The 18867-nt window shown below is 69.8% G+C and carries 17 protein-coding genes and 1 pseudogene; 3 read left to right on the top strand and 15 right to left on the bottom strand.

Features of this window, described 5'->3' with window-relative positions; genetic code table 11:
• The first annotated feature begins 10 nt into the window (after nucleotides 1–10).
• Nucleotides 11–718, top strand: a complete 708-nt coding sequence (locus tag MQN93_RS18000) for a response regulator (protein WP_242710274.1) — start codon at nucleotides 11–13, stop codon at nucleotides 716–718.
• Between the two features lie 21 nt (nucleotides 719–739).
• On the opposite strand, the gene MQN93_RS18005 is transcribed toward MQN93_RS18000, so the two are convergent.
• The 3 genes and pseudogenes from MQN93_RS18005 to MQN93_RS44570 form a co-directional block, all read right to left on the bottom strand.
• Nucleotides 740–1867 (bottom strand): hypothetical protein, encoded by a 1128-nt coding sequence (locus MQN93_RS18005; protein WP_242710275.1) that lies wholly within the window; start codon nucleotides 1865–1867, stop codon nucleotides 740–742.
• A 183-nt stretch (nucleotides 1868–2050) separates the two neighbouring features.
• Nucleotides 2051–2653 (bottom strand): Clp protease N-terminal domain-containing protein, encoded by a 603-nt coding sequence (locus MQN93_RS44385; RefSeq protein WP_372504392.1) that lies wholly within the window; start codon nucleotides 2651–2653, stop codon nucleotides 2051–2053.
• Nucleotides 2644–3022: pseudogene (locus MQN93_RS44570) on the bottom strand (Clp protease N-terminal domain-containing protein); the annotation flags it as partial. The pseudogene MQN93_RS44570 and the gene MQN93_RS44385, both read right to left, overlap by 10 nt.
• 68 nt (nucleotides 3023–3090) lie before the next feature.
• On the opposite strand from MQN93_RS44570, the gene MQN93_RS18015 reads away from it, so the two are divergent.
• Entirely contained in the window at nucleotides 3091–3450 is a 360-nt protein-coding gene (locus MQN93_RS18015; protein WP_242710277.1) for an excisionase, read from the top strand.
• A gap of 48 nt (nucleotides 3451–3498) precedes the next feature.
• Here the strand turns inward: MQN93_RS18015 and MQN93_RS18020 are convergent, their stop codons facing one another.
• On the bottom strand, nucleotides 3499–4359 hold the full coding sequence (locus MQN93_RS18020) for an SDR family oxidoreductase (RefSeq protein ID WP_242710278.1): 861 nt from the start codon (nucleotides 4357–4359) through the stop codon (nucleotides 3499–3501).
• An 89-nt stretch (nucleotides 4360–4448) separates the two neighbouring features.
• Between MQN93_RS18020 and MQN93_RS18025 the strand changes: the two genes are divergently transcribed.
• On the top strand, nucleotides 4449–5174 hold the full coding sequence (locus MQN93_RS18025) for a TetR/AcrR family transcriptional regulator (RefSeq protein ID WP_242710279.1): 726 nt from the start codon (nucleotides 4449–4451) through the stop codon (nucleotides 5172–5174).
• A gap of 62 nt (nucleotides 5175–5236) precedes the next feature.
• Here MQN93_RS18025 and MQN93_RS18030 read toward each other — a convergent pair whose 3' ends face one another.
• From MQN93_RS18030 to MQN93_RS18080, 11 genes are all read right to left on the bottom strand, one after another.
• On the bottom strand, nucleotides 5237–8584 hold the full coding sequence (locus MQN93_RS18030) for a lectin (RefSeq protein ID WP_242710280.1): 3348 nt from the start codon (nucleotides 8582–8584) through the stop codon (nucleotides 5237–5239).
• A 440-nt stretch (nucleotides 8585–9024) separates the two neighbouring features.
• The gene (locus MQN93_RS18035; protein WP_242710281.1) at nucleotides 9025–11430 is read right to left on the bottom strand and encodes a glycoside hydrolase family 95 protein; all 2406 of its coding nucleotides are present in this window, start codon (nucleotides 11428–11430) and stop codon (nucleotides 9025–9027) included.
• Between the two features lie 148 nt (nucleotides 11431–11578).
• Nucleotides 11579–12244: a response regulator gene (locus tag MQN93_RS18040; RefSeq protein ID WP_242710282.1), complete on the bottom strand. Its 666-nt coding sequence runs from the start codon at nucleotides 12242–12244 to the stop codon at nucleotides 11579–11581.
• Nucleotides 12241–13452: a sensor histidine kinase gene (locus tag MQN93_RS18045; RefSeq protein WP_242710283.1), complete on the bottom strand. Its 1212-nt coding sequence runs from the start codon at nucleotides 13450–13452 to the stop codon at nucleotides 12241–12243. The genes MQN93_RS18040 and MQN93_RS18045 overlap by 4 nt, the downstream gene beginning before the upstream one ends.
• A gap of 2 nt (nucleotides 13453–13454) precedes the next feature.
• Entirely contained in the window at nucleotides 13455–13997 is a 543-nt protein-coding gene (locus tag MQN93_RS18050) for a hypothetical protein (RefSeq protein ID WP_242710284.1), read from the bottom strand.
• 68 nt (nucleotides 13998–14065) lie between these two features.
• Nucleotides 14066–14608 (bottom strand): GNAT family N-acetyltransferase, encoded by a 543-nt coding sequence (locus MQN93_RS18055; RefSeq protein WP_016430361.1) that lies wholly within the window; start codon nucleotides 14606–14608, stop codon nucleotides 14066–14068.
• Nucleotides 14609–14673: 65 nt separating this feature from the next.
• Nucleotides 14674–15048, bottom strand: coding sequence for a VOC family protein (locus MQN93_RS18060; protein WP_016430362.1), 375 nt, complete (start codon nucleotides 15046–15048; stop codon nucleotides 14674–14676).
• Between the two features lie 171 nt (nucleotides 15049–15219).
• The gene (locus tag MQN93_RS18065; protein ID WP_037779886.1) at nucleotides 15220–15648 is read right to left on the bottom strand and encodes a hypothetical protein; all 429 of its coding nucleotides are present in this window, start codon (nucleotides 15646–15648) and stop codon (nucleotides 15220–15222) included.
• Nucleotides 15649–15719: 71 nt separating this feature from the next.
• A complete protein-coding gene (locus MQN93_RS18070) occupies nucleotides 15720–16922 on the bottom strand; it encodes a COG1361 family protein (RefSeq protein ID WP_242710285.1) in 1203 nt (400 codons plus the stop codon).
• A 156-nt stretch (nucleotides 16923–17078) separates the two neighbouring features.
• Nucleotides 17079–17918 (bottom strand): carbohydrate ABC transporter permease, encoded by an 840-nt coding sequence (locus tag MQN93_RS18075; RefSeq protein ID WP_242710286.1) that lies wholly within the window; start codon nucleotides 17916–17918, stop codon nucleotides 17079–17081.
• Complete coding sequence (locus MQN93_RS18080; RefSeq protein WP_242710287.1) at nucleotides 17908–18864, bottom strand: carbohydrate ABC transporter permease; 957 nt, start codon at nucleotides 18862–18864, stop codon at nucleotides 17908–17910. Before MQN93_RS18080 ends, MQN93_RS18075 begins: the two co-directional genes overlap by 11 nt.
• Between the last annotated feature and the right edge of the window lie 3 nt (nucleotides 18865–18867).

The following is an 18867-nucleotide window of genomic DNA, read 5'->3' on the forward strand; positions in this document are numbered from 1 at the left end:
GGTTGCGGCAATGATCCGGGTGCTCGTGGTCGACGACCAGGACCTGATCCGCGCGGGTCTCGTCGCGCTGCTCCGGGCGGCACCCGGCGTGGAGGTCGTCGGTGAGGCGGCCGACGGCGAGCAGGCCGTGACACGTGCGGCCCTTCTGCGGCCCGATGTGATCCTGATGGACATCCGCATGCCGGGCATGGACGGCACCGCCGCGACCGAACGCATCCTCGCCGAGGCCGCCGCTGCCCGGCCCGGACCCGAACCCTCGGGAGAGATGGCCGCGTTGCCGCGCGTACTGATGCTCACCACCTTCGACCTCGACGAGTACGTGTACGCGGCGCTGCGCGCCGGGGCGTCCGGTTTCCTCCTCAAGGACACCGGGCCCGCACGGCTGTTGGGGGCGATCGACGCCGTGGCGCGCGGAGACATGCTCTTCGCGCCGAGCGTCACTCGCAGACTCATCGAGGCATATGTACAACGCTCCGAACCGGCCCCGGACTCCCCCGCGCTCCTGGAGACGCTCACCGCGCGCGAGCGCGAGGTTCTGCTGCTCACGGCACGGGGCATGTCCAACAGCGAGATCGCCGAACAGCTCTACATCAGCCAGGCCACCGTCAAGACCCATCTGAACCGCACGATGACCAAGCTCGACCTCGACAGCCGGGCCCAGGCCGTGATCATGGCCTACGAGTCGGGCCTCGTGACGCCGGGCGGCTCGGCGGGCTGACCCGCCCGGCGTCACGCGGGCTCAGGTGCGGGACACCACTCCGCACTCCTTCGAGGTGTCCGCGTCGATGTCCTTGCTCCGGTCGTACGGGTCCGTCGTCGGCCCGCTGGGAGCCGCGCCCGTGGGCTCGGACGACGGGAAGTTCGGGTGGAGATAGCCGTCGTAGACGTCGCAGGCCGAGTTGCCGATCTCCTGGTCGTAGCGCCGGATCATCAGCTTGCCGGGCGTGACCCGGTACTTGGCCGGGTCGGACACCTCGACGTCGAGCACACGCCGCACGATCGTGCGGGCCACTTCGTGCGCGCTGTCGTCGGGTCGCACCAGCGGATAGACGAAGGTGTAGTCGGCGTGCACGACGACGGACGCCTGGTCGCCCGCCTTGAACGTCATGCGTCCGCGCGTCTTGACCACATCACCGGCCAGGCGCAGTTCGTCCGGGTCGAAGCGGCTGAACATCGACAGCGGGTCGTGCTTCTGGTCCGGTGTCCGCAACGCCGTGTCGAGCCGGCCGAGGAGGCTGGTCTGACGGGGTTCGATCAGGCCGAGGGCGGTCTCGGGGCGCTCGCCGCGCAGGGTGGCCGGATCGAGGTTCGCGTCCACGAGCAGCTTCTTGGTCTGCTCCAGCGCCTGCTCCACCTGCGCCTTCGACAGCGACCCGACCGTCTTCGCCTTGGGCGGCACGATGCCCGCCGCGCCGTCGGCCCAGGCCAGGGCGGGCGATCCGGCGAACGGCCGGGCCGGCGTGGGGCGTTCGGGATCCGCCGCGGCCGGCGGGGCGGTCGGCGCCGCCGTCTCCGCGGGCAGCGGGGAAGCTTCGGCGCCGGGTCCACCCGCCGTACCGAAGGGATCGCCCGGAATCACCGAGGGCCGCACCGCCACCACTGCCACGGCGATCGCGGCGACCAGACCGACAACCCCCCACACCCGCCGACGAGTTCCCCGCCCGCCCCGCTCCCCCGAGACAGGCCCCGTGCGCCACCCCCCGGGCGACTCCCCCCGCGCCTCCTGCTCCCGCAGTCGTCCGGCGACCATACGGGCCCGCGCGGACGGCTCCTTCGGTGCGGAGGCACGTATGTCGCTCTCACTGTCCCGGACGAACTTCTCCCACACGTCGTCGGATATGGGCTCTTCGGGCGATCTGTCGGCCACAGAACTGAGCGCTTTCTCTTCGTCGATTGGGGTCCAGAGCGTACGTCATGCGTTCAGCCGGGCCGGGGCAAGGCGGGCGCATTGCCGCGCCCGACCATCACCGCGAGGCCGCCCAGGCCGGCTCCGACGATGCTGATGCTCATGGGTGTGTGCCCGCTCGATGCCGGTGCCGGTGGCTGCACTTCACCGGCGGAGCCGGGGTGCGAGAACCGTGCGTACGGCCTTGGCCACCCTGCCCGCGGCGGACCCGTCCTCTGCTTCGGGTCCGGGCTCCAACATGCCCTGGATCTGCAGCAGTAGCTGATTCGCCGACCGCCAGAGCGGGACGAACAGCCCGGCGACCGGTCCTGCGCCCTGGATCGGGCCGTTGGACAACTCGGCGACCCTCTTGGCGATCGTGACCGTTTCCGGGTCCCGCAGGATCAGGTGCACCTCGTCGTCGACCACCCGGATCTCCATCCTGCGGGCCGCGGTCTCTTCGGGGTTGGCGTCCGTGGTCGTCTCCGGGTCCAGTTCGTCGATCTTGGCGGCGACCGCGTCCGGGTCGACGCCGAGTTCGCGCAGCACCCGGGCCGCCATGCTGTTCTCCGCCTGGAGCATCGCCTCCAGCAGATGATGGCTGCCGACCGGTGCGCCACCCGCCAACGCGCTGGCGGTGGACACCGTGTCCTCGGTGGCCGGTGTCCCGGCGGGCCAGGGACCGGCCGGGACGTCCTGCGATCCCTCCACCGCTGCCAGCACCGCGGCACGGATCTTGCCGACGGGGTTGATCCGCTCGGCAAGCACCTGCGCGCCGATGCCCTCTCCCTCCCTGACCAGGGCGAGCAGGATGTGTTCCGTACCGACGTGGCTGTGCTGCAGCTGCTGCGCCTCGCGCAGGGCGAGTTCCAGTGTCTTCTTCGCGCGCGGTGCGAACGGGATGTGGCCGGTCAGCTCGTCCGAGCCGGGTTCGGCCACCGCGGTGATGTCGGCGCGCGCCGTCTCCTTGTCGTACCCGAGGCGGTGCAGAACCTTCGCCGCCGTGCCGTCCGGTACGTCGAGCAGTCCCAGCAGGACGTGCTCCGTGTCGATGTGGGTGTGCCTGAGCTGCCTCGCCTGCTCCTGAGCCGTGACAACCGCCTTGCGGGCATGGGCCGTAAACCGTTCGAATGTCATGCTTCCATGCTCTCAACCCTGTCAATACACTGGTTTTGACAGGGTCACCGTACTGAAAGGAGGGTGTCATGGAGACGCCGTCGGCCTGGGAGGACCGGCTCGCGCGCTGGCAGAACGAGCTGGAGTTGTTCGAGCAGTTGGAGGGGACGCCCTGGGTCACACTGGCCAAGGCGGAGGCCGAGACCGGCGTTTCCCGCTCGGCCCTGCGCTCCTGGTACCGCAACGGCGAGATCCAGTCCCGCCTGGTGGACGGGCCGAACGGCCCGCAGCGCCTGGTCCGCCTGGACGCGGTGATCGAACGCGCCGCAGCGTCACCGCGCATTCAGCGCAGGGCGGAACGAGAAGTCAGTCTGGAAGCCCAAGTCACCTTGCTACGACACCGGGTCGACCAACTGGAGCTGCGGCTGGCGGCGTTGGAGCGGAAGTGACGGGCACCGCTCCCCGGGCCCTGCTCCGAACTCCTTCACCCGCCGGCTCTATGCATCCCACGCCCGCTCCAGCAGCGACTCGAAGCCGGCCGGCTTTCGGCCGATCAGTTCGGCCAGCGTCGGATCCACAGCGCTGAACTCGCCGTTCCGCGCCGCCGCGAAGATGCTCAGCAGCAGGTCGGCGATCGGGGCGGGGGCGCCGTGCGCCACGGCCTGCTCGCGGAAGGCGTCGTCGGGGACGACGGTGCGGGTGAAGGCCCGTCCGGTCGCCCGGGTCGCGATCTCGGCGACGGTGTCGAAGTCGAGCGCCTCCGGGCCGGTGAGCGGCGGGGTCGGTCCCTCGAAGCGGCCCTCGTCGGTGAGGATCGCCGCGGTCGCCTCGGCGAGGTCGTCGTGGCCGGTCCAGGCGACGGGCCCGTCCGCGGGAAGGGTGATCTCTCCGGTGGGCCGGGCGGATTCCAGGAACTGCAGGGCACTGGCGGCGTAGAAGCCGTTGCGCAGGGCCGTCCAGGGCAGACCGGTGGCGCGCAACATGTCCTCGGTCTCCGCGTGGTCGCGGCACGGCTGGAAGCGGGAGTCGTGGGCGGCGCCCATCTGGCTGGTGTAGAGGATACGGCCGACGCCGGCCTTCACGGCAGCGTCGACGGCGGTGCGGTGGCCGGTGACGCACTCCCCACCGGTGCGGTCCAGGGAGACGAGGAGCAACTGCTCGGCGCCCTCGAAGGCGTGCACGAGCGAGTCGGGGTCGTCGAAGCTGCCCTGCCGGACGCGGACACCGCGGTCGGCGAGGTCCTGGGCCTTGCGGGGGTCGCGGACGCTGACGCCGACACGGTCGGCGGGGATGCGGTCGAGGAGGCGCTCGACGGTGCGGCGGCCGAGTTTTCCGGTGGCTCCGGTCACGATGATCACGGGGTTCTCCCAATGCCGTTTCCAGTGGAATCACCTCAACGATAACACCGATACTAACGTTGGAATCAAGGAGCCGATATCATCGATACATGCCTAGCCACGACACTGCCGACAGCCCTCGCCGCCGCATCGTCGAGGCGGCCGTCGAGCTGCTGGAGAAGGGCGGCCCGGACGCGGTGAGCACCCGCGCGGTCGCCGCCGCCGCCGGAATGCAGCCACCCGCGATCTACCGCCACTTCGGCGACAAGGAGGGGCTGCTGGAGGCCGTCGCCGAGCACGGCTACGAGCAGTTCCTGCAGAGCAAGCGCGCACAGCTCGACCCCTCGCCCGAGGACCCGGTCGAAGAGCTGCGGCGCGGCTGGGACCTGGTGGTGGAGTTCGGCGTCTCGCGCCCCGAGCTGTACGCGGTGATGAACCGGGCCACCGGCCGGGAGGCGGACGTGGCGCACCGCGCGGGCCTGGAGATCCTGCACGGCCGGGTGCGCCGGCTGGCGGCCGCGGGATGGCTGCGGGTCGACGAGGAGCTGGCCGCTCAGATCATCCAGGCGACCGGCCAGGGCGCGGTCATCACCTGGCACTCCACCCCTGCAGAGCGCCGCAGCCCGGCGCTGCTGACCGTCCTGCGCGAGTCGATGATCGCCGCCGTCACCCGCGCCGAACCGATGGTCTCCGCCGCGGAGTCCGGCCCGGCCGCGGCGGCCCGCGCGCTGCGCGCCGCACTCCCCGACGATGCCGGCGTCCTCAGCGACGCCGAGCGGCGCCTGCTGCGCGAATGGCTCAACCGCCTTGCGGGGGACGGCGGTTCACCCACATGACGGCGGGCCGGCTCCGGGATCGTGACCGGAACCAGCCCGCCGCTCTCAGTGCCTGCCCTGCCTCACTGGCCGAAGCCGTAGGCGAACAGGTGGCCGGTGCCGGAGGAGCCCGTCACCGGGAGGGTGATCGACGCGACCTGCTTGGAGGCGTCGAGAGGGACCTTCGTGGAGAACACATAGGTCTTCACGTTGTCATGGCCGCCGCTCGCGGTGTTGCGGTAGCTCGTCGTCACCGCCGTCGTGTCGCTCGGCAGCGGCTTGCTCCCACCTCCGCCGAGCGTCCAGTCCGAGAAGCCGACCGTCGCCTTGGACGTGGTGCCGTCGGTGTAGGTGACGGTGAGCGTGCCCGAGACCCCGCTGCCGTCGGTCGGCGCGTTGGACGCGGCGCCCAGCAGGCCCAGCGACGAACCCGATGTGCCGGCCGGCATGGGGATGGTCTGGCCGGCGATCTCCAGGTTGTCCAGCTGACCGGACTTCACGGTCGGCCAGGTGTAGGAGATGCCGTCGGCCGTGACGGTGGAGCCGCTCGTGACGCCCATCGCCGACAGCGCGTCCTGCGAGTACGCCCAGCCGCCGCCGTCGAACCCGGACGAGAAGGTGGCACCGTCGGGATAGATGCCCTCGTTGGTGTCGTACGGCCACAGCGCACCCGCCTTGGCCACGGCCACGCGGAGTGCCGCACTGCCCACGTCGGCGCCGCTCGTGTGGTCGGTCAGCGCGAAGGTGACCGGGAAGGTCCCCTCGTCCGAGCCCGCGGTCACATGGACCTTCGCCTCGGCACTGCCCGAGGCGGCCACGGACAGCGAACCCGACGCCGTGTCCAGCGTGACGCCGGAGGGCGCCGTCGCCTTCCAGTCGACCGTGACGGCCTTGCTGCCGAGGTTGGTCAGCTTCAGCGTGCCGTCACCGGACGAGCCCGGCTCGAGGACGAGACCGTTGCTGGTGGGACCGGTCGCGGCCAGCACCTTGTCGCCACCCGTGGTGTCGGACGGCGGCACCGCGGACGGGTCGGACGCCCAGTCCTTGTTCGGCTGGGTGCCGAGCGTGAAGTCGAGCGTGCCCGCTCCCGTGAACTGCTGGTACGTCAGCCAGGAGGTGTTCCACTCCTTGCCCTTGACGTCGAGCGACTGGACGTACGGCGCGTCGGGCGCGGCCTGCGGCGCCTTGATCTGAACTGCCTTGCCGTTCCCGAGAGTCACCTTGGCCACCGGGAACGCCGGGCTGCCGAGCACCAGGGTGTCCGCACCCGGGGTCTCCGGGTACATGCCGAGCGACGACCAGACGTACCAGGAGCTCATCGCGCCGAGGTCGTCGTTGCCGAAGGAGCCGACCGGGGCGTTGAAGTACAGCTTCTGCTGGGCGTCGCGCACGGCGGCCTGCGTCTTGTACGGCTCGCCCGTGTAGGCGTACTCCCACGGGATCTCGACGCTGGGCTCATTGCTCAGGTCGGCGTCGGTGCCTCCGGGGTGGGCGATGTTGTCCAGCAGGCTGTCCAGGTAGGAGGAGTACTCCTTGGCACCGCCCCGCGCCTGGATGAGCTGCTTCAGGTTGAACGGGACCATGGGGGTGTACTGGGCCGACGTGCCCTCGACGAAGCCGTTGCCGGTGCCGGGGGTGAACCCGCCCACGAACTGGCCGTCCTTGTTCTTGCCCTGCATATAGCCGGTCTGCGGGTTGAAGACGTTCATCCAGTCCTGGGCGCGGGTGGCGAACTTCTTGTAGACGGACTCCTTGCCCAGCGACTTCGCGAAGACCGCGAGGGCGTAGTCGGCGGAGTCGTACTCCAGTTGCGTGGAGACCGGGCCGTAGAAGTTGCAGCAGCCGTAGTCGTTCTCGTCCAGCGGCAGGTAGCCCTTCGCGTCCCGCACCGACTCGCCCGGGCGGTCGTTGTTGGGGACCGTCGCCTCGTGCTGCAGGGCGGCGAGCGCCTTGCCGGTGTCGAAGCCCCTGGCTCCGAAGGCGTACGCGTCGGCGATGATGCCGGCGGCCGGGTCACCGACCATCACATAGCTCTCGCCGTTGTTCGAGGCCCACTTGGGCAGCAGACCGGTCTGGTCGTAGCCGTTGAGCATCGAGGTGACGACGTCACTGGTGACCTTGGGCTCGACCATCGCCATCAGCTGGGTCTGCGAGCGGTAGGTGTCCCAGCCCGAGTAGTTGGCGTACTGGGCCTGCTGACCCCTGGCCAGCTTGTGGACCTGGTTGTCCATGCCCATGTACTGGCCGTCGGCGTCGGAGAAGACGTTCGGGTGCAGCAGCGCGTGGTACAGCGCGGTGTAGAACTGCGTCTGCTGGTCCTGGGAACCGCCGCCGACCTGGACCTTGTTCAGCACCGCGTTCCAGGCGTCGTGGTTGGCCTGTGCGACGGAGTCGAGGTTCCAGTTCCTGATCTCGCGGTTGAGGTTGTCCGCCGCGCCCGCGTCACTGGTGTAGGAGATGCCGACCTTGGCGCGCACGGTCCGGTTGGCGGAGGTGTCGAAGGTCAGGTACATCCCGTTCGCACCGGTGGTGGGCGGCTCGGCCGCGCTGCTCTTCGCGGACGTGCCGGCCGTGCTGGGTGCGGCGCTGGCGCTCGGCGCCGGGGAGGCGCTGCCGGAGTGCTTGCCGCTGCTGCCGTGCACGGTCGGCGAGGGCCGCGCGGGCACGGTGAAGTGCTTCTCCTTGAGCGTCTTCGACGGCTGCGCCTTCGGGCTCTGCTGGACCTTGCCCGCCTTCAGCGAGGTCGCGCTCGGGTTGATGGTGCTGCCGATCCAGGTGCCGCTCGCGGTGAACGGCTGGTCGAACTTGATGTCGAAGTGCAGCGTGTACCTGTTGCCCGCGCCGCAGAAGTGACCGCTGTCGATCGCTCCGCTGATCTCCTTCCTGCTCACCACCTGGACCCGGGTCCCGTCCACCTGGGTGGCGCCGCCGCTCAGCTTGAACAGCAGGTTCGCCTGCTGGCCCGCGGGGAAGGTGAAGGCGCCGAGACCGGCACGGGTGGTGTCGGTCAGCCGGGTCGCGACGCCGTTCGCGTCGGTCACCTCGTAGGAGCCGATGCTCGTCTTCTCGTCGTCGTGGCTGAACCCGACGGACCGGTCACCGAGACTGCCGGACAGCGCGCCGGTGACGGGCAGGATGGGCAGATCGCCGGCGACACCGCAGCCGGGACCCGAGACATGGGTGAGGCTGAAGCCCGACAGCTTGTTGTCGTTGTACTCGTAACCGCCGCCCGCGGGACGGTCCGGCGTCGTGTCGGGACCCCACTGCATCATGCCGGCCGGCATGTCGGGGCCGGGGAAGGTGTCCACCGCACCGGAGGTGCCGATGAGTGGATTGACCAGGGACGCGGGGTCCTTGACGTAGGCCGGCGCCTTGGTGCTCGCGGCCTGGGCGCTCCCGATCGCGGGGAGCGGGAGCACGGCGATGCCCATGACGGACACCACGGCCAGGCGTTGACGGAATCTCTTGCGGTTACGAGGCGCGGCTGAACGTCCGGGTCTGAGCATGGATTGCCTCCGCAGCGTTTCCCACTTCGCACATGAGGTGCCGGCGTGCCGATACGGGCGCACGCCGGCGACAGGCAACGACATCGGTCTCTCGACCGGCCTGACAACGTTGCCATGCACGAGAGTCGAGTGAACGCGCGTGCCTGTTGTGTGTCAACGAGGTCAACGGAACTTTCTGATCAGGAAGTTCACTGTGAGCAACCACGGGGGCGTCTATGGCGTTGGCAGGTCGGGCCGCGGGGCGCGCACGACGGTCTCGTACGTGCCCTCCACCTGCCCGACTCCGGCGGCATGGACGTTTCCGGCAGGTTCATCTGCCGTGCCGTGTCGGGCAGTTGGACTGACGCACAGTGACGGGACGAGGCTCAAAGGTTCTGCAAAGTGACCGATGAACCGGGCTTGACCTGAAGGCGCCTGGCGACGCCGGGAGCGGTGAACCACGTCTGGTGCCCTCCGACACTGTGAACCGTGGCGCGGGTGACCCGGCCCTCGTTCCAGGCGAAGTCGACCGTGAAGCCGCCCCGGGCCGAAAGGCCCCGCACGGAGCCCTTTTTCGCCCATGCGACGGGCAGGGCGGGAAGCAGCTCGATGTGACCGGGGCGGGAGTGGAGCAGCATCTCCGCGATGGCGGCGGGGGTGCCGAAGTTGGCGTCGATCTGGAAGATGCTGCGGTTCTCGTCGACCTGGTAGATGTCGAAGAGATTGGGCGCGGTGCCGTTGGAGTTGCTCGTCGAGGGGCGCAGGTTGGTGGTGACGAGCTGGTACGCCTTCTCCCCGTCCTTCAGCCGTGCCCAGCACAGGGCCCGCCAGGCGTTGGCCCATCCGTAGCTGTTCATGCCGCGCGCGGTGAGCAGGCTGCGGGCGGCGTCCAGCAGTTCGGGCGCGGACGCGTCGGGGCGGATGCGGTCGCCGGGGAACAGGCCGATGAGCGGGGAGAGATGACGGTGGGTGGTCTCGCCGAGGTTGTCCGGCGACATCCACTCCTCCAGCCAGCCCGTGGTGGGGCTGATCTGCGGGAGGTAGAGCCGCTCACGGAGCCCGGCGACCGTCTTGCGGTAGCCGGCGTCCCGGCCGAGGATCTCGCCGGCCGTGACGAAGTTGCCGAAGAGGGCGTGGACCAGTTCCTGCGCATACGTGTTGCCCCGGGCGTCCTGGGGTCCGTGTTCCGGCGACCAGTCCCTGTCGTCGACGAGCACTTCGCGTTGCTCGCCGGTTGCGGAGTCCGTGACCGTCATCGACAGGAGCCGGGCCTCCCAGAACTCGCAGGCGCCCTTGAGCAGGGGGTAGATACGGGCCAGCATGCGCCGGTCCTGGGTGTACTCGTAGTGCTCGAAGAGGGTGTTGCCGAGCCAGGCGTTGGCCGCGGGATGCCACCACCAGCCGGAGCCGCCGTGGATGTTGGTCGAGAAGGCGACCGCCCAGCCGCCGACCTTGCCGCTGGTGTTGCGGAACCTGTTGCGGGGGTCGTTGAAGAGTCTGCGGGTGGTCTCGGTCCAGGAGGGCAGCTGGGCCAGGCAGTAGTCGGTCAGCGGATCGAAGCAGCGGGACAGGCCGGTGCGGTCGGGCATCCAGTAGTTCATCTGGATGTTGATGTCGGTGTGGTAATCCCCCATCCAGTCCGGGTCGTTGCCGTCCAGCCAGGGGCCCTGCAGGCCCATCGGCACACTGTCCCGTGAACCGCTGATCATGAGATAGCGGCCGAACTGCAGGTAGAGGACGTCCAGTTCGGGATCCGGTGCCGCACCCTCCTGGGCGCGCGCCTCGAGACGGCTCCAGGTGTCCAGGCTCCGCTGGTGACTGCTCGACCGCCCCAGCGAGACGGTCATGGTGTCGAACAGGGAGCGATAGTCGTGCACATGGGTGTCGCGCAGCGTCTCGTACGCATGTCGAGCGGCGGCGAGGACCTTCTGCCGGGCGAGCCGCCGGGGGTCGAGGGCGGTGTTGCGGTACCCGCGGGCGGCGTTCGGCGCGTAGTTGGTGCCCCCGCCGAACACGATGGTGAGTTCTGCGCAGTCGTCGAAGGCCAGTCCCTGGTCGGTCACCGTCACGCGACCGCTGCTGCTCACGGCCGTCAGGGCTGCGCCGTAGCGAAGGTCGTTGGAGAGCGAGGCAGTGAACGACACGACGGCATCCGCCTTGGATGTGGTCACCGACTCGCCGTGAGTGCCTTCCAAAGTGAGGGTGCCGGTGTACGAGCCGCCACCGGCCTGGGAGAGCCGGACCACGACGACGTCGTCGGGGTGGCTGGCGAAGACCTCACGCCGGTAGGTGGCTCCCCGATGCGTGTAGGCGGTGCTGACGAGGCCGTTGCTCAGGTCGAGGGTTCTCCGGTACGCCGACACCGACGCGAGGTCGTGGTCGGGGATGTCGAGGCGCAGGTGTGCGAGTTGCGTCAGGGAGCCGAACTCGACGCGCTCGTACGGGAATTGACCATCCGCGTCGAGTACGTCGTTGAGTCCGCCGGTCCACAGGGTGCTGTCGGTGACGTAGAGCGCGTCGCGCCCCGGATCGCCGGCGACCAGCGCGCCGAGTCGTCCGTTGCCCACGGGAAGCGCCTGCTGAATCATCGCGGACTGGTCGGCCGGCGTGTCGTACCAGAGCCGTAGGGCCGTCTTCTCGGTCACCAGGGGCGAGGCGAGGGGGCGTTCGGGCTCGGCTGCGGCGGCGGTGAAGGCCGGAAGGCCACCCAGCGCGGCGAAGGAGCCGGCGCTCGCCGCGAGAAAGGTCCGACGACTGGCTGAGGGCGTGCGGGCTGACGGGCGTTTGGTCATGTGCGTGATCCTCCGGCCTTGAAGAGCTGCTATGAGCTGCTGTCTGTGGAGCGACGCGAGGCGGGAGCACACTAAAACTACTAATTAATGTTTTCAAGAGGCCGAGCGAACCTTGATACCTCCGATGAATACGAGGCAGTCAGCAGCGTCAGGCGAGGCCCGCCGCCAAGGCGCGGCGGACGGCGTCGGCGCGGTCGCGGATGTCGGCCTTGGCGAAGAGGTTGTTGATGTGGGTCTTGACCGTGGCCTCGCTGATGAAGAGCTGCTGGGCGATGGCGCGGTTCGGCAGTCCCTGGCCGATGAGGGTGAGCACCTCGCGCTCGCGCGGGGTCAGGTCCGCGGGCAGCGACTGTTCGGGGGTCTGTGGGCGGGTGCGGACGGTGGCCAGGAGGCGGTCCTGGACCTCGCGGTCGAGGACGGACTGGCCCGCGGCGGCGGCCCGGATCGCGCGGATGATGTCCTGGCGCCCCGCGTTCTTCGTCAGATAGCCGCGGGCGCCCGCGCTCAGGGCGGCCAGGATCGAGTCGTCGTCGGCGAACGTGGTGAGCACCACCACGGCGGTCTCCGGATGCTCCTCGCTCAGCCGGCGCGTCGCCTCGATACCGTCCATCACGGGCATGCGCAGATCCATCAGGACGACGTCCACCGCAGCGGCGGCCACAGCGGCCAGGACCTCGGCGCCGTCCGCCGCCGCGGCGACGACCTCGATGTCCTCGGACATGGCGAGCACCGCGGCCAGCGGCTCACGGACGGCGGCCTGGTCGTCGGCGACGACCACCGTCAACCGCTGCGGGTTCTCGGTCGGTTCGCTCATCCCGGGATCACTGCCTCCACCTGCCAGCCGCCGGCGTCCGGTCCCTCGGTGACCGGTCCGGCGGTGATGGTGCCGCCCAGCAGGGCGGCCCGTTCGCGCATTCCTATCAGTCCCATGCCGCTGCCGACGCCCGCGGTCACCTCGCGGGTCGCGGGGCCGTTGCGGACCCTCAGGGTCGTGGACCTGGGGTCGTACGTCAGCTCCACGCGGACGTCGCCCCCCGGAGCGTGCCGGGCCGCGTTGGTCAGCGCTTCCTGGCAGATCCGCAGCAGGTTCTGGGTGACCTGTGCGGGAAGGTCACGTGCGGTGCCCGTGACGGTGAGGACGTCGCGGTGACCGGAGGACTCGATCATCGCCGTCAGGCTCTCCAGCAGCGGCAGTGCGTCCTCGCGCAGCGCGTGCACGGTCCATTGGGCCTGCTTCAGGCTCTCCCTGACCATGCCGTGCGCCTTGTTGTTGGCCTCGCGGACCTTGTCCAGGTCTCCGGTGTCGATCAGGGCGTCGGCCAGTTCGAGCTGCATGTTGATCCCAGCCAGCGAGTGCGCCAGCACGTCGTGGACGTCCCGGGCGATACGGCTGCGCTCGGTGAGCACGGCGGCCTGCGCCTCCGCACGGGCGGCGCGCTCGGCGGACTCCGCGGACTCGATCATCGCCTCCACCGCCCGCTGTCGGCTGCGGCTGAGCATGCCCGCCACGACCGGGACGCCGGTGGTGAGGCCGACCACCCAGGTCACCTGTTCATGTCCGGGACCGAGGTGGAAGTACACGACGGCGCCGCACAGCAGGCTGGACAGGGCCGCGAGCGACAGGGCCTGCTTGAGGGGCAGGCGGTAGCCGACGTGACCGGTCAGGAAGTACGCGAAGATGTAGCTGGAGCCACTGCGGCTGACTCCGACGAGGGCGGCGGCGGCCACGATGCCGGCGGTCAGCCAGACCACGTCGACGCGGGGCGGGAGCCTGGAGTCGGACAGGTGCCGGGCCATCAGGGCGACGGAGTTGACCACGAGCAGCGCGAGCACGGCCAGGCCGCGGCCCTCCACGCCCAGCGGACGGACGGTCGCGAAGCCGATGGCGATCACCGCCAGGGTGATGGCCGCGTGGGTGCGCGGGTCCTGGCGGAGCGCGGCCCTCGGGCCGGACCCCTTGTCCGGGGCCGGCCCGTGGGCGGCGACACTCTCGGATGCGGACACGTCGCGACCATAGCCCATGGTCAGGCGGTGCGGTCGAGCACTGCCCCGGGCCGCGGTGCCGTCGGTATCCGCTGCTCGCGGACGACCATCCGGCTCCGGATGAAGATCGTCGCGAGGCGGGTGACCACCTCGGTGAGCGCCATGAGGACGAACGCGGCCACCCAGGCGTCGCCGGTGGTGATGTGGTGGGTGACGCTGAAGCGGGCCACGTCGTCGGCGCCGCCGTGATCGACCCACACCTGGAAGACCATGCGCGCGCCCATGCCCAGCACCCACAGGAGGGCGGAGGCGGCGCCCGCCTTGATCAGCAGGTGCTCCCCTGCCGCGCGGATCCTGGTGAAGATGCCGCCGGCGATGCCGAGCGCCGCCCCCGCGGCGACCAGGGTGCCGATCAGCACCAGGTCGTTGCCCGCGGTGGGCACGCTGTGCAGGTAGTGCGAGGCCACGAAGGCCACGATCCCCAGCGGGATGAGGTAGGACGTGAGGCTCAGCCGGTCTTCCCGCAGCTGCCGGAAGACGACGAGGACGAGGGCGATGTCGGTGATCCAGTCGGTCGTGGTCATGCCTCAATCGTGCTGACGCGGCGCCTCTCGCACCTGGACCCATGGGTGGAGGTCCAGGTGGAGATGGGTCAGCCCTTGGCGTCCGGCTTCCAGTCCTCGACGAGGAGCCCGAGCAGCACCTCGTCCAGGAACTCGCCCATCACCCAGGCCGAGGAGCGCAGGACGCCCTCCCGGACGAAGCCGTTGCGCTCGGCGGAGCGCAGCATCGCGGTGTTGTCCGCCAGCGTCTCGATCTGCAGCCGGTGCAGGCTGCGCACGACGAAGCCGTAGTGGCACAGCGTCGCGACGACGTCGGTGCCGTAGCCCTTGCCGCGGGCGGACGGCAGCAGTCCCAGTCCGATGTGCGCGCACCGGTTGTGGGTGTCGATGCCCCACAGCGTGGCGGTGCCGATGAGCGTGCCGCCGTCCAGCTCCACCACGGAGAACGGGACGGTCCCCTCCTTCGGCTCGTCCACGACGAGGCGCGGGTCCTTGGAGCCGGGCGTGATCGGCCGCCACGGCCCGCCTTCGGCCCGCGACGAGTTGACCACGTCGTCGTAGAGTTCGGCCCGCAGGATCGGGATGTCGTCCTCGTGCCGGGCCCTCAGCCCGACTCTGCTTCCCCTGAGCATGCAGGCTTCCTATCCGACCGCGGTGGCCCGCGGCAAACGAAATAGGTGGGGGCTCAGTGGAGGCCTCAGTGGAAGCAGAGGCAGAAGGGGTGTCCTGCCGGGTCCGCGTAGACCCGCCAGTTGGCCTCGGGGCGCAGCTGGTCGGTGCGCTCCAGCACTGTCGCGCCGAGGGCGAGCGCCCGCTTCTCCTCACCGTCGAGGTCGTCCACGTCGAAGTCCAGATGGAGCTGCTGCGGGCGCTCCTGGCCGGGCCACTCGGGCGGCCGGTAGCCGTCCACGCGCTGGCAGGCCAGTGGGATTCCCTCGAACCCGTGCACCTCGATCCAGTCGGTGTCGTCCGGGTCCGCGACCACCCGGCCGCCGAGCAGTTCCGCGTAGAACTCGGCGAGCCGGACCGGGTCGGCACAGTCCAGCGCGACCGCCTGCAGCTTACGGATCACTGGCGACACTCCTCGCTCTTCGGCCGCTTCCGCGACACCCCTGGTACGGGTGCAGTGGTACCCATCGCCGGGGCGGGCATGCGAGGCGACGCGCCGGACCGCGCGTCGAAGCGACCGAAGCCGCCGGTGCGCCGGCGGCCCCGCCGCGGTCGGCGGGGCCCGCCTCGCGCCTCAGATCCGGCCGCCGGTCATACGGGTGATCGGACCGAGCGTGCGGCGCCCCGCCCGTCGGCCCGCCAGGTAGGACGTGGCGCCCAGCGCCGACACGCCCGCGCCCACGCCGGCGACGAGGGCCTTGCGGTTGGCGATCAGCGTCCAGGTGGTCTTGGCGAGGGCCACCGCCTGTCCGGAGGCGGCGACGACGGCCTGGCGACCGGCCTGGACTCGCTCGGCCGCGCTCTGCGCGACCGCGGTGGTCTTCTCGGCCGTACGCCCCGCCGTGTCCACGGCTGCTGACGTGGCCTCACTGGTCTTCTCGGCGGCCTTGTCCGCCGACTTCGACGCGGGAGCGGTCGCCTTTTCCGTGGCCTTTCGGGCCTTGGCGGAAGCGCTCCGCGTGGCTTCGGATTCTTGATTCGTGCCGCTGTTCGACTGATTCATGGACTTCGCGTTGCCGCTTGCGTCGACGCCAAACACGTATCGACGGGACGCTGTACGTCGCCTGTCCCGTATCAGCGCGTGGCCGCTGCGGACCGACGCCTCACCAGCAGTGCCGCCGCTCCCCCGGTGACCAGGACAACCGCTCCGGCACCTGCCATGAGCACCGACGGGTCGGCGCCCGTGCCGGCCAGGCTCCCGTGCGCAGCCGTGGTGACGGTGTCGCCCGTGCTGCTGCCGCCGCTGCCGGAGGCCGACCCCTGTTCCCCGCCGCTGCTCGAACCTCCCGCCGACTGGCCGTGCGGGTCGTTGCCGTGGCCGCCCGTGCCGGAGTCACCGTGGCCGGAGCCGCCGGAAGTGCCCCCGGATGTCGATCCGTTGTCGTCGGGAACGTCGATGGTGAGCGACGCCTTGTCGTTCGCCGGGTTCTTGTCGAACGCGGGATGGATGTCGTACACGGAGGTGGCCTTCACCTCGCCTCGCGTCTCCCCCGACGCCGAGGTCACCTTCAGCACGAAGCGGTAGCTGAGCGACTGGCCGACCTCCAGCAGGTTGTCGTTGTGCCAGCACACGTACACCGGGTGGCCGGGCTCGGAGGGACCGGACGGTCCGTCGATCCCGAACGGCGCGCATTCCTGCGGTACTTGGACGGCCTTCGTGCCCTTGGGGATCCGTACCATCAGGCCCGGCTGGTCGTCGCTCTCCTGGTTGTGGATCCATCCCGGGCCGTCGTTGCGCAGCGTGGCCGTGACCTTCACCAGGTCGCCCCGCTCGGCCTTCGCCTTGTCGCCGACGGCGGCCAGGTCGGCGGTGTTGTCCACGGTCAGTGCCAGGCGGCGGTAGCTGTCGTCGAACCCCTCCGAGGCAGGAGGCTGTCCGGTGCGACCGGTTCCGTACTCCACGACCTCCAGCAGCCCCTTGGACGAGGCGGTGAAGCGTACGTGGGTGGTGACGGAGGCGCCCGGCTCGATCACCTGGTCCAGCTTGCACAGCGCCTGTCTCACCTGGTCGGCCACGACGGTGTACGCGCAGCCCTTTTCGGGTGCCGTGAAGTCGAGGCCGCGGGTGAGACGGACGCGGAAGGTGACGTCGCTCGCGGCCGCGGTTCCGTTGTTGGTGACCGTGACGGGCTGGTCGTAGGTCTCCCCGGGCTTCGGCGTGGCGGTGGGCAACGCCGAGACCACCAGGTCCGGTTCGGCGTCGTCGGCGTGTGCCGCCGGTGCCGCCAAGGCGGGCACGCCCACCCCGATCACCCCTGCCGCCACGAACCTCGTCAAGCCACGCAGCAGTGGACGCACAACGATCTCCTCAGCAGTACCAGTACGCAGGACATGTACTGGACACCCGAAGGACACCATTGGTTGTACGGCTGCTCACCCGTATCGGGGCGCCGGTGCCCGGGCCCGGCCCGACCCGGCCCTTTTTGGTACGTGTCACTTCAGCCCCGTGTGCGCGAGTCCCTCCACGAACTGCCGCTGGGCGAAGACGAACACCGCGACCACCGGCAGCGCGGTCAGGGAGGCGGCGGCCAGCTGGACGTTCCACATGGGTCCTCCGTAGGCGTCGACGTACTGGGTGAGAGCCTGCGGGAGGGTGAACATGTCCGGCGTGGAGAGATAGACAATGGGCTCCAGATAGAGGTTCCAGCTGTGCAGGAAGGTGAAGATGGCGACCGCGGAGAGCGCGGGACGCGCCAGCGGCAGGGCGATGCGCCAGTAGATGGCGAAGCGGCCCAGGCCGTCCATCCGGGCGGCCTCCTCCAGTTCGTGGGGCAGCGCGATGAAGAACTGCCGCATGATGAACGTCGCAAGCACGCTCGGTGCGCCGAGGACCGGCACCAGGATCAGCGGCCAGTGGGTGTCGATCATCCCCCAGTCGTGGAACATCTGGAACAGCGGGACGATGGTGACCTCGCTGGGGATCAGCAGCCCGGTGAGGACCACGAGGAACAGGATGTTCTGCCCGGGGAAGCGGATGCGGGCGAATCCGTATCCGGCCAGCGACGAGACCGCGAGCGTCCCCAGGGTCACCACGACGGCGATGTACATGCTGTTGAAGTACTGCTGGCCGAACGGCTGGAGCTCGAACACCTTGCGGTACGCGTCGAGTTGGGGGTTGTCCGGGAACAGTTTCGGCGGGAAGGCGAAGATGTCGCCGGCCGGCTTCAGCGACGATGTCGCCATCCACCAGGTGGGGAAGACGAAGGGCACGCACAGCACCAGCAGGACGCCGTAGAGCAGCAGTTTGGCGCGGGTGGACAGCCTACGACTCATGGAACACCCACTTCTTGCGCATCTGCCACTGGATGACGGTCAGGACGAGCACGATCAGGAAGAGCAGGACCGAGAGCGTCGCGCCGTAGCCGAAGTGGTGGAAGGTGAACGCCTGTTGGTAGAGGTAGTAGACGAGCACGGTGGTGGAGCCGGACGGGCCGCCCTGGGTGAGGACGGCGATCTGCGCGAAGACCTGGAGCGAGCCGACGACCGTGATGATCGAGGTGAGCAGGATCGTGGGGCTGATCAGCGGCACCGTGATCCGCCAGAACTGCCGCCACCGCCCGGCGCCGTCGACGGTCGCCGCCTCGTACAGCTCGCGCGGCACCCCCTGGAGGGCGGCCAGGAACAGCACCATGTTCAGGCCGACGTTCTTGAAGCACTGCACGACGATGGCCGACAGCATCGACGTGCCCTCGCTGCGCAGCCAGTTGGGGCCCTTGATGCCGATCAGGTCGAGGCCGGCGTTGATGCCGCCGTTCTTCTGCAGCAGGAAGCCCCACACGATGGTCCAGGCGACGAGCGAGACGACGACCGGTGAGAAGAACAGGGTGCGGAAGACGACGCTGCCGCGCAGCTTCTGGTTGAGGAGCACGGCCAGGGCCAGCGCGAGCGAGAGGTTGAGGACCACCAGGCCGACGGAGAAGTAGGCGGTGGCCCGCAGCACGCCCGGCAGCTTCGGATCGTCGAGCAGTTTGCGGTAGTTGTCCGTGCCCACCGAGTGGAAGGTGCCGGCCAGGACGTTCCACTCGTGGAAGCTGTACCAGACCACCAGGCCGAGCGGGATCAGCACGAAGACGACGGTGCCGAGCAGTTGCGGGGCGATGAACAGGTAGCCGGCCAGCTGGTCCCGGCGCCGGGAGGTCCAGAACGGCTTTCCTGCCCGGGTGCCTTCTCGCGGCGGACCGGTGGTGGCGGTGGAGCGGGGTCGGTCGAGGGTCTTCATCGC

Origin of the sequence: Streptomyces spinosisporus (assembly GCF_022698145.1) — a bacterium.
GTDB lineage: Bacteria > Actinomycetota > Actinomycetes > Streptomycetales > Streptomycetaceae > Streptomyces > Streptomyces spinosisporus.

What these genes read in the sequence shown, in the direction of transcription:
- MQN93_RS18000 (WP_242710274.1), top strand. Translation starts at nt 11, where the DNA reads ATGATCCGGGTGCTCGTGGTCGACGACCAGGACCTGATCCGCGCGGGT.
- MQN93_RS18015 (WP_242710277.1), top strand. Translation starts at nt 3,091, where the DNA reads ATGGAGACGCCGTCGGCCTGGGAGGACCGGCTCGCGCGCTGGCAGAAC.
- MQN93_RS18025 (WP_242710279.1), top strand. Translation starts at nt 4,449, where the DNA reads ATGCCTAGCCACGACACTGCCGACAGCCCTCGCCGCCGCATCGTCGAG.
- MQN93_RS18030 (WP_242710280.1), bottom strand. Translation starts at nt 8,584, where the DNA reads ATGGGCATCGCCGTGCTCCCGCTCCCCGCGATCGGGAGCGCCCAGGCC.
- MQN93_RS18035 (WP_242710281.1), bottom strand. Translation starts at nt 11,430, where the DNA reads ATGACCAAACGCCCGTCAGCCCGCACGCCCTCAGCCAGTCGTCGGACC.
- MQN93_RS18040 (WP_242710282.1), bottom strand. Translation starts at nt 12,244, where the DNA reads ATGAGCGAACCGACCGAGAACCCGCAGCGGTTGACGGTGGTCGTCGCC.
- MQN93_RS18045 (WP_242710283.1), bottom strand. Translation starts at nt 13,452, where the DNA reads ATGGGCTATGGTCGCGACGTGTCCGCATCCGAGAGTGTCGCCGCCCAC.
- MQN93_RS18050 (WP_242710284.1), bottom strand. Translation starts at nt 13,997, where the DNA reads ATGACCACGACCGACTGGATCACCGACATCGCCCTCGTCCTCGTCGTC.
- MQN93_RS18055 (WP_016430361.1), bottom strand. Translation starts at nt 14,608, where the DNA reads ATGCTCAGGGGAAGCAGAGTCGGGCTGAGGGCCCGGCACGAGGACGAC.
- MQN93_RS18065 (WP_037779886.1), bottom strand. Translation starts at nt 15,648, where the DNA reads ATGAATCAGTCGAACAGCGGCACGAATCAAGAATCCGAAGCCACGCGG.
- MQN93_RS18075 (WP_242710286.1), bottom strand. Translation starts at nt 17,918, where the DNA reads ATGAGTCGTAGGCTGTCCACCCGCGCCAAACTGCTGCTCTACGGCGTC.
- MQN93_RS18080 (WP_242710287.1), bottom strand. Translation starts at nt 18,864, where the DNA reads ATGAAGACCCTCGACCGACCCCGCTCCACCGCCACCACCGGTCCGCCG.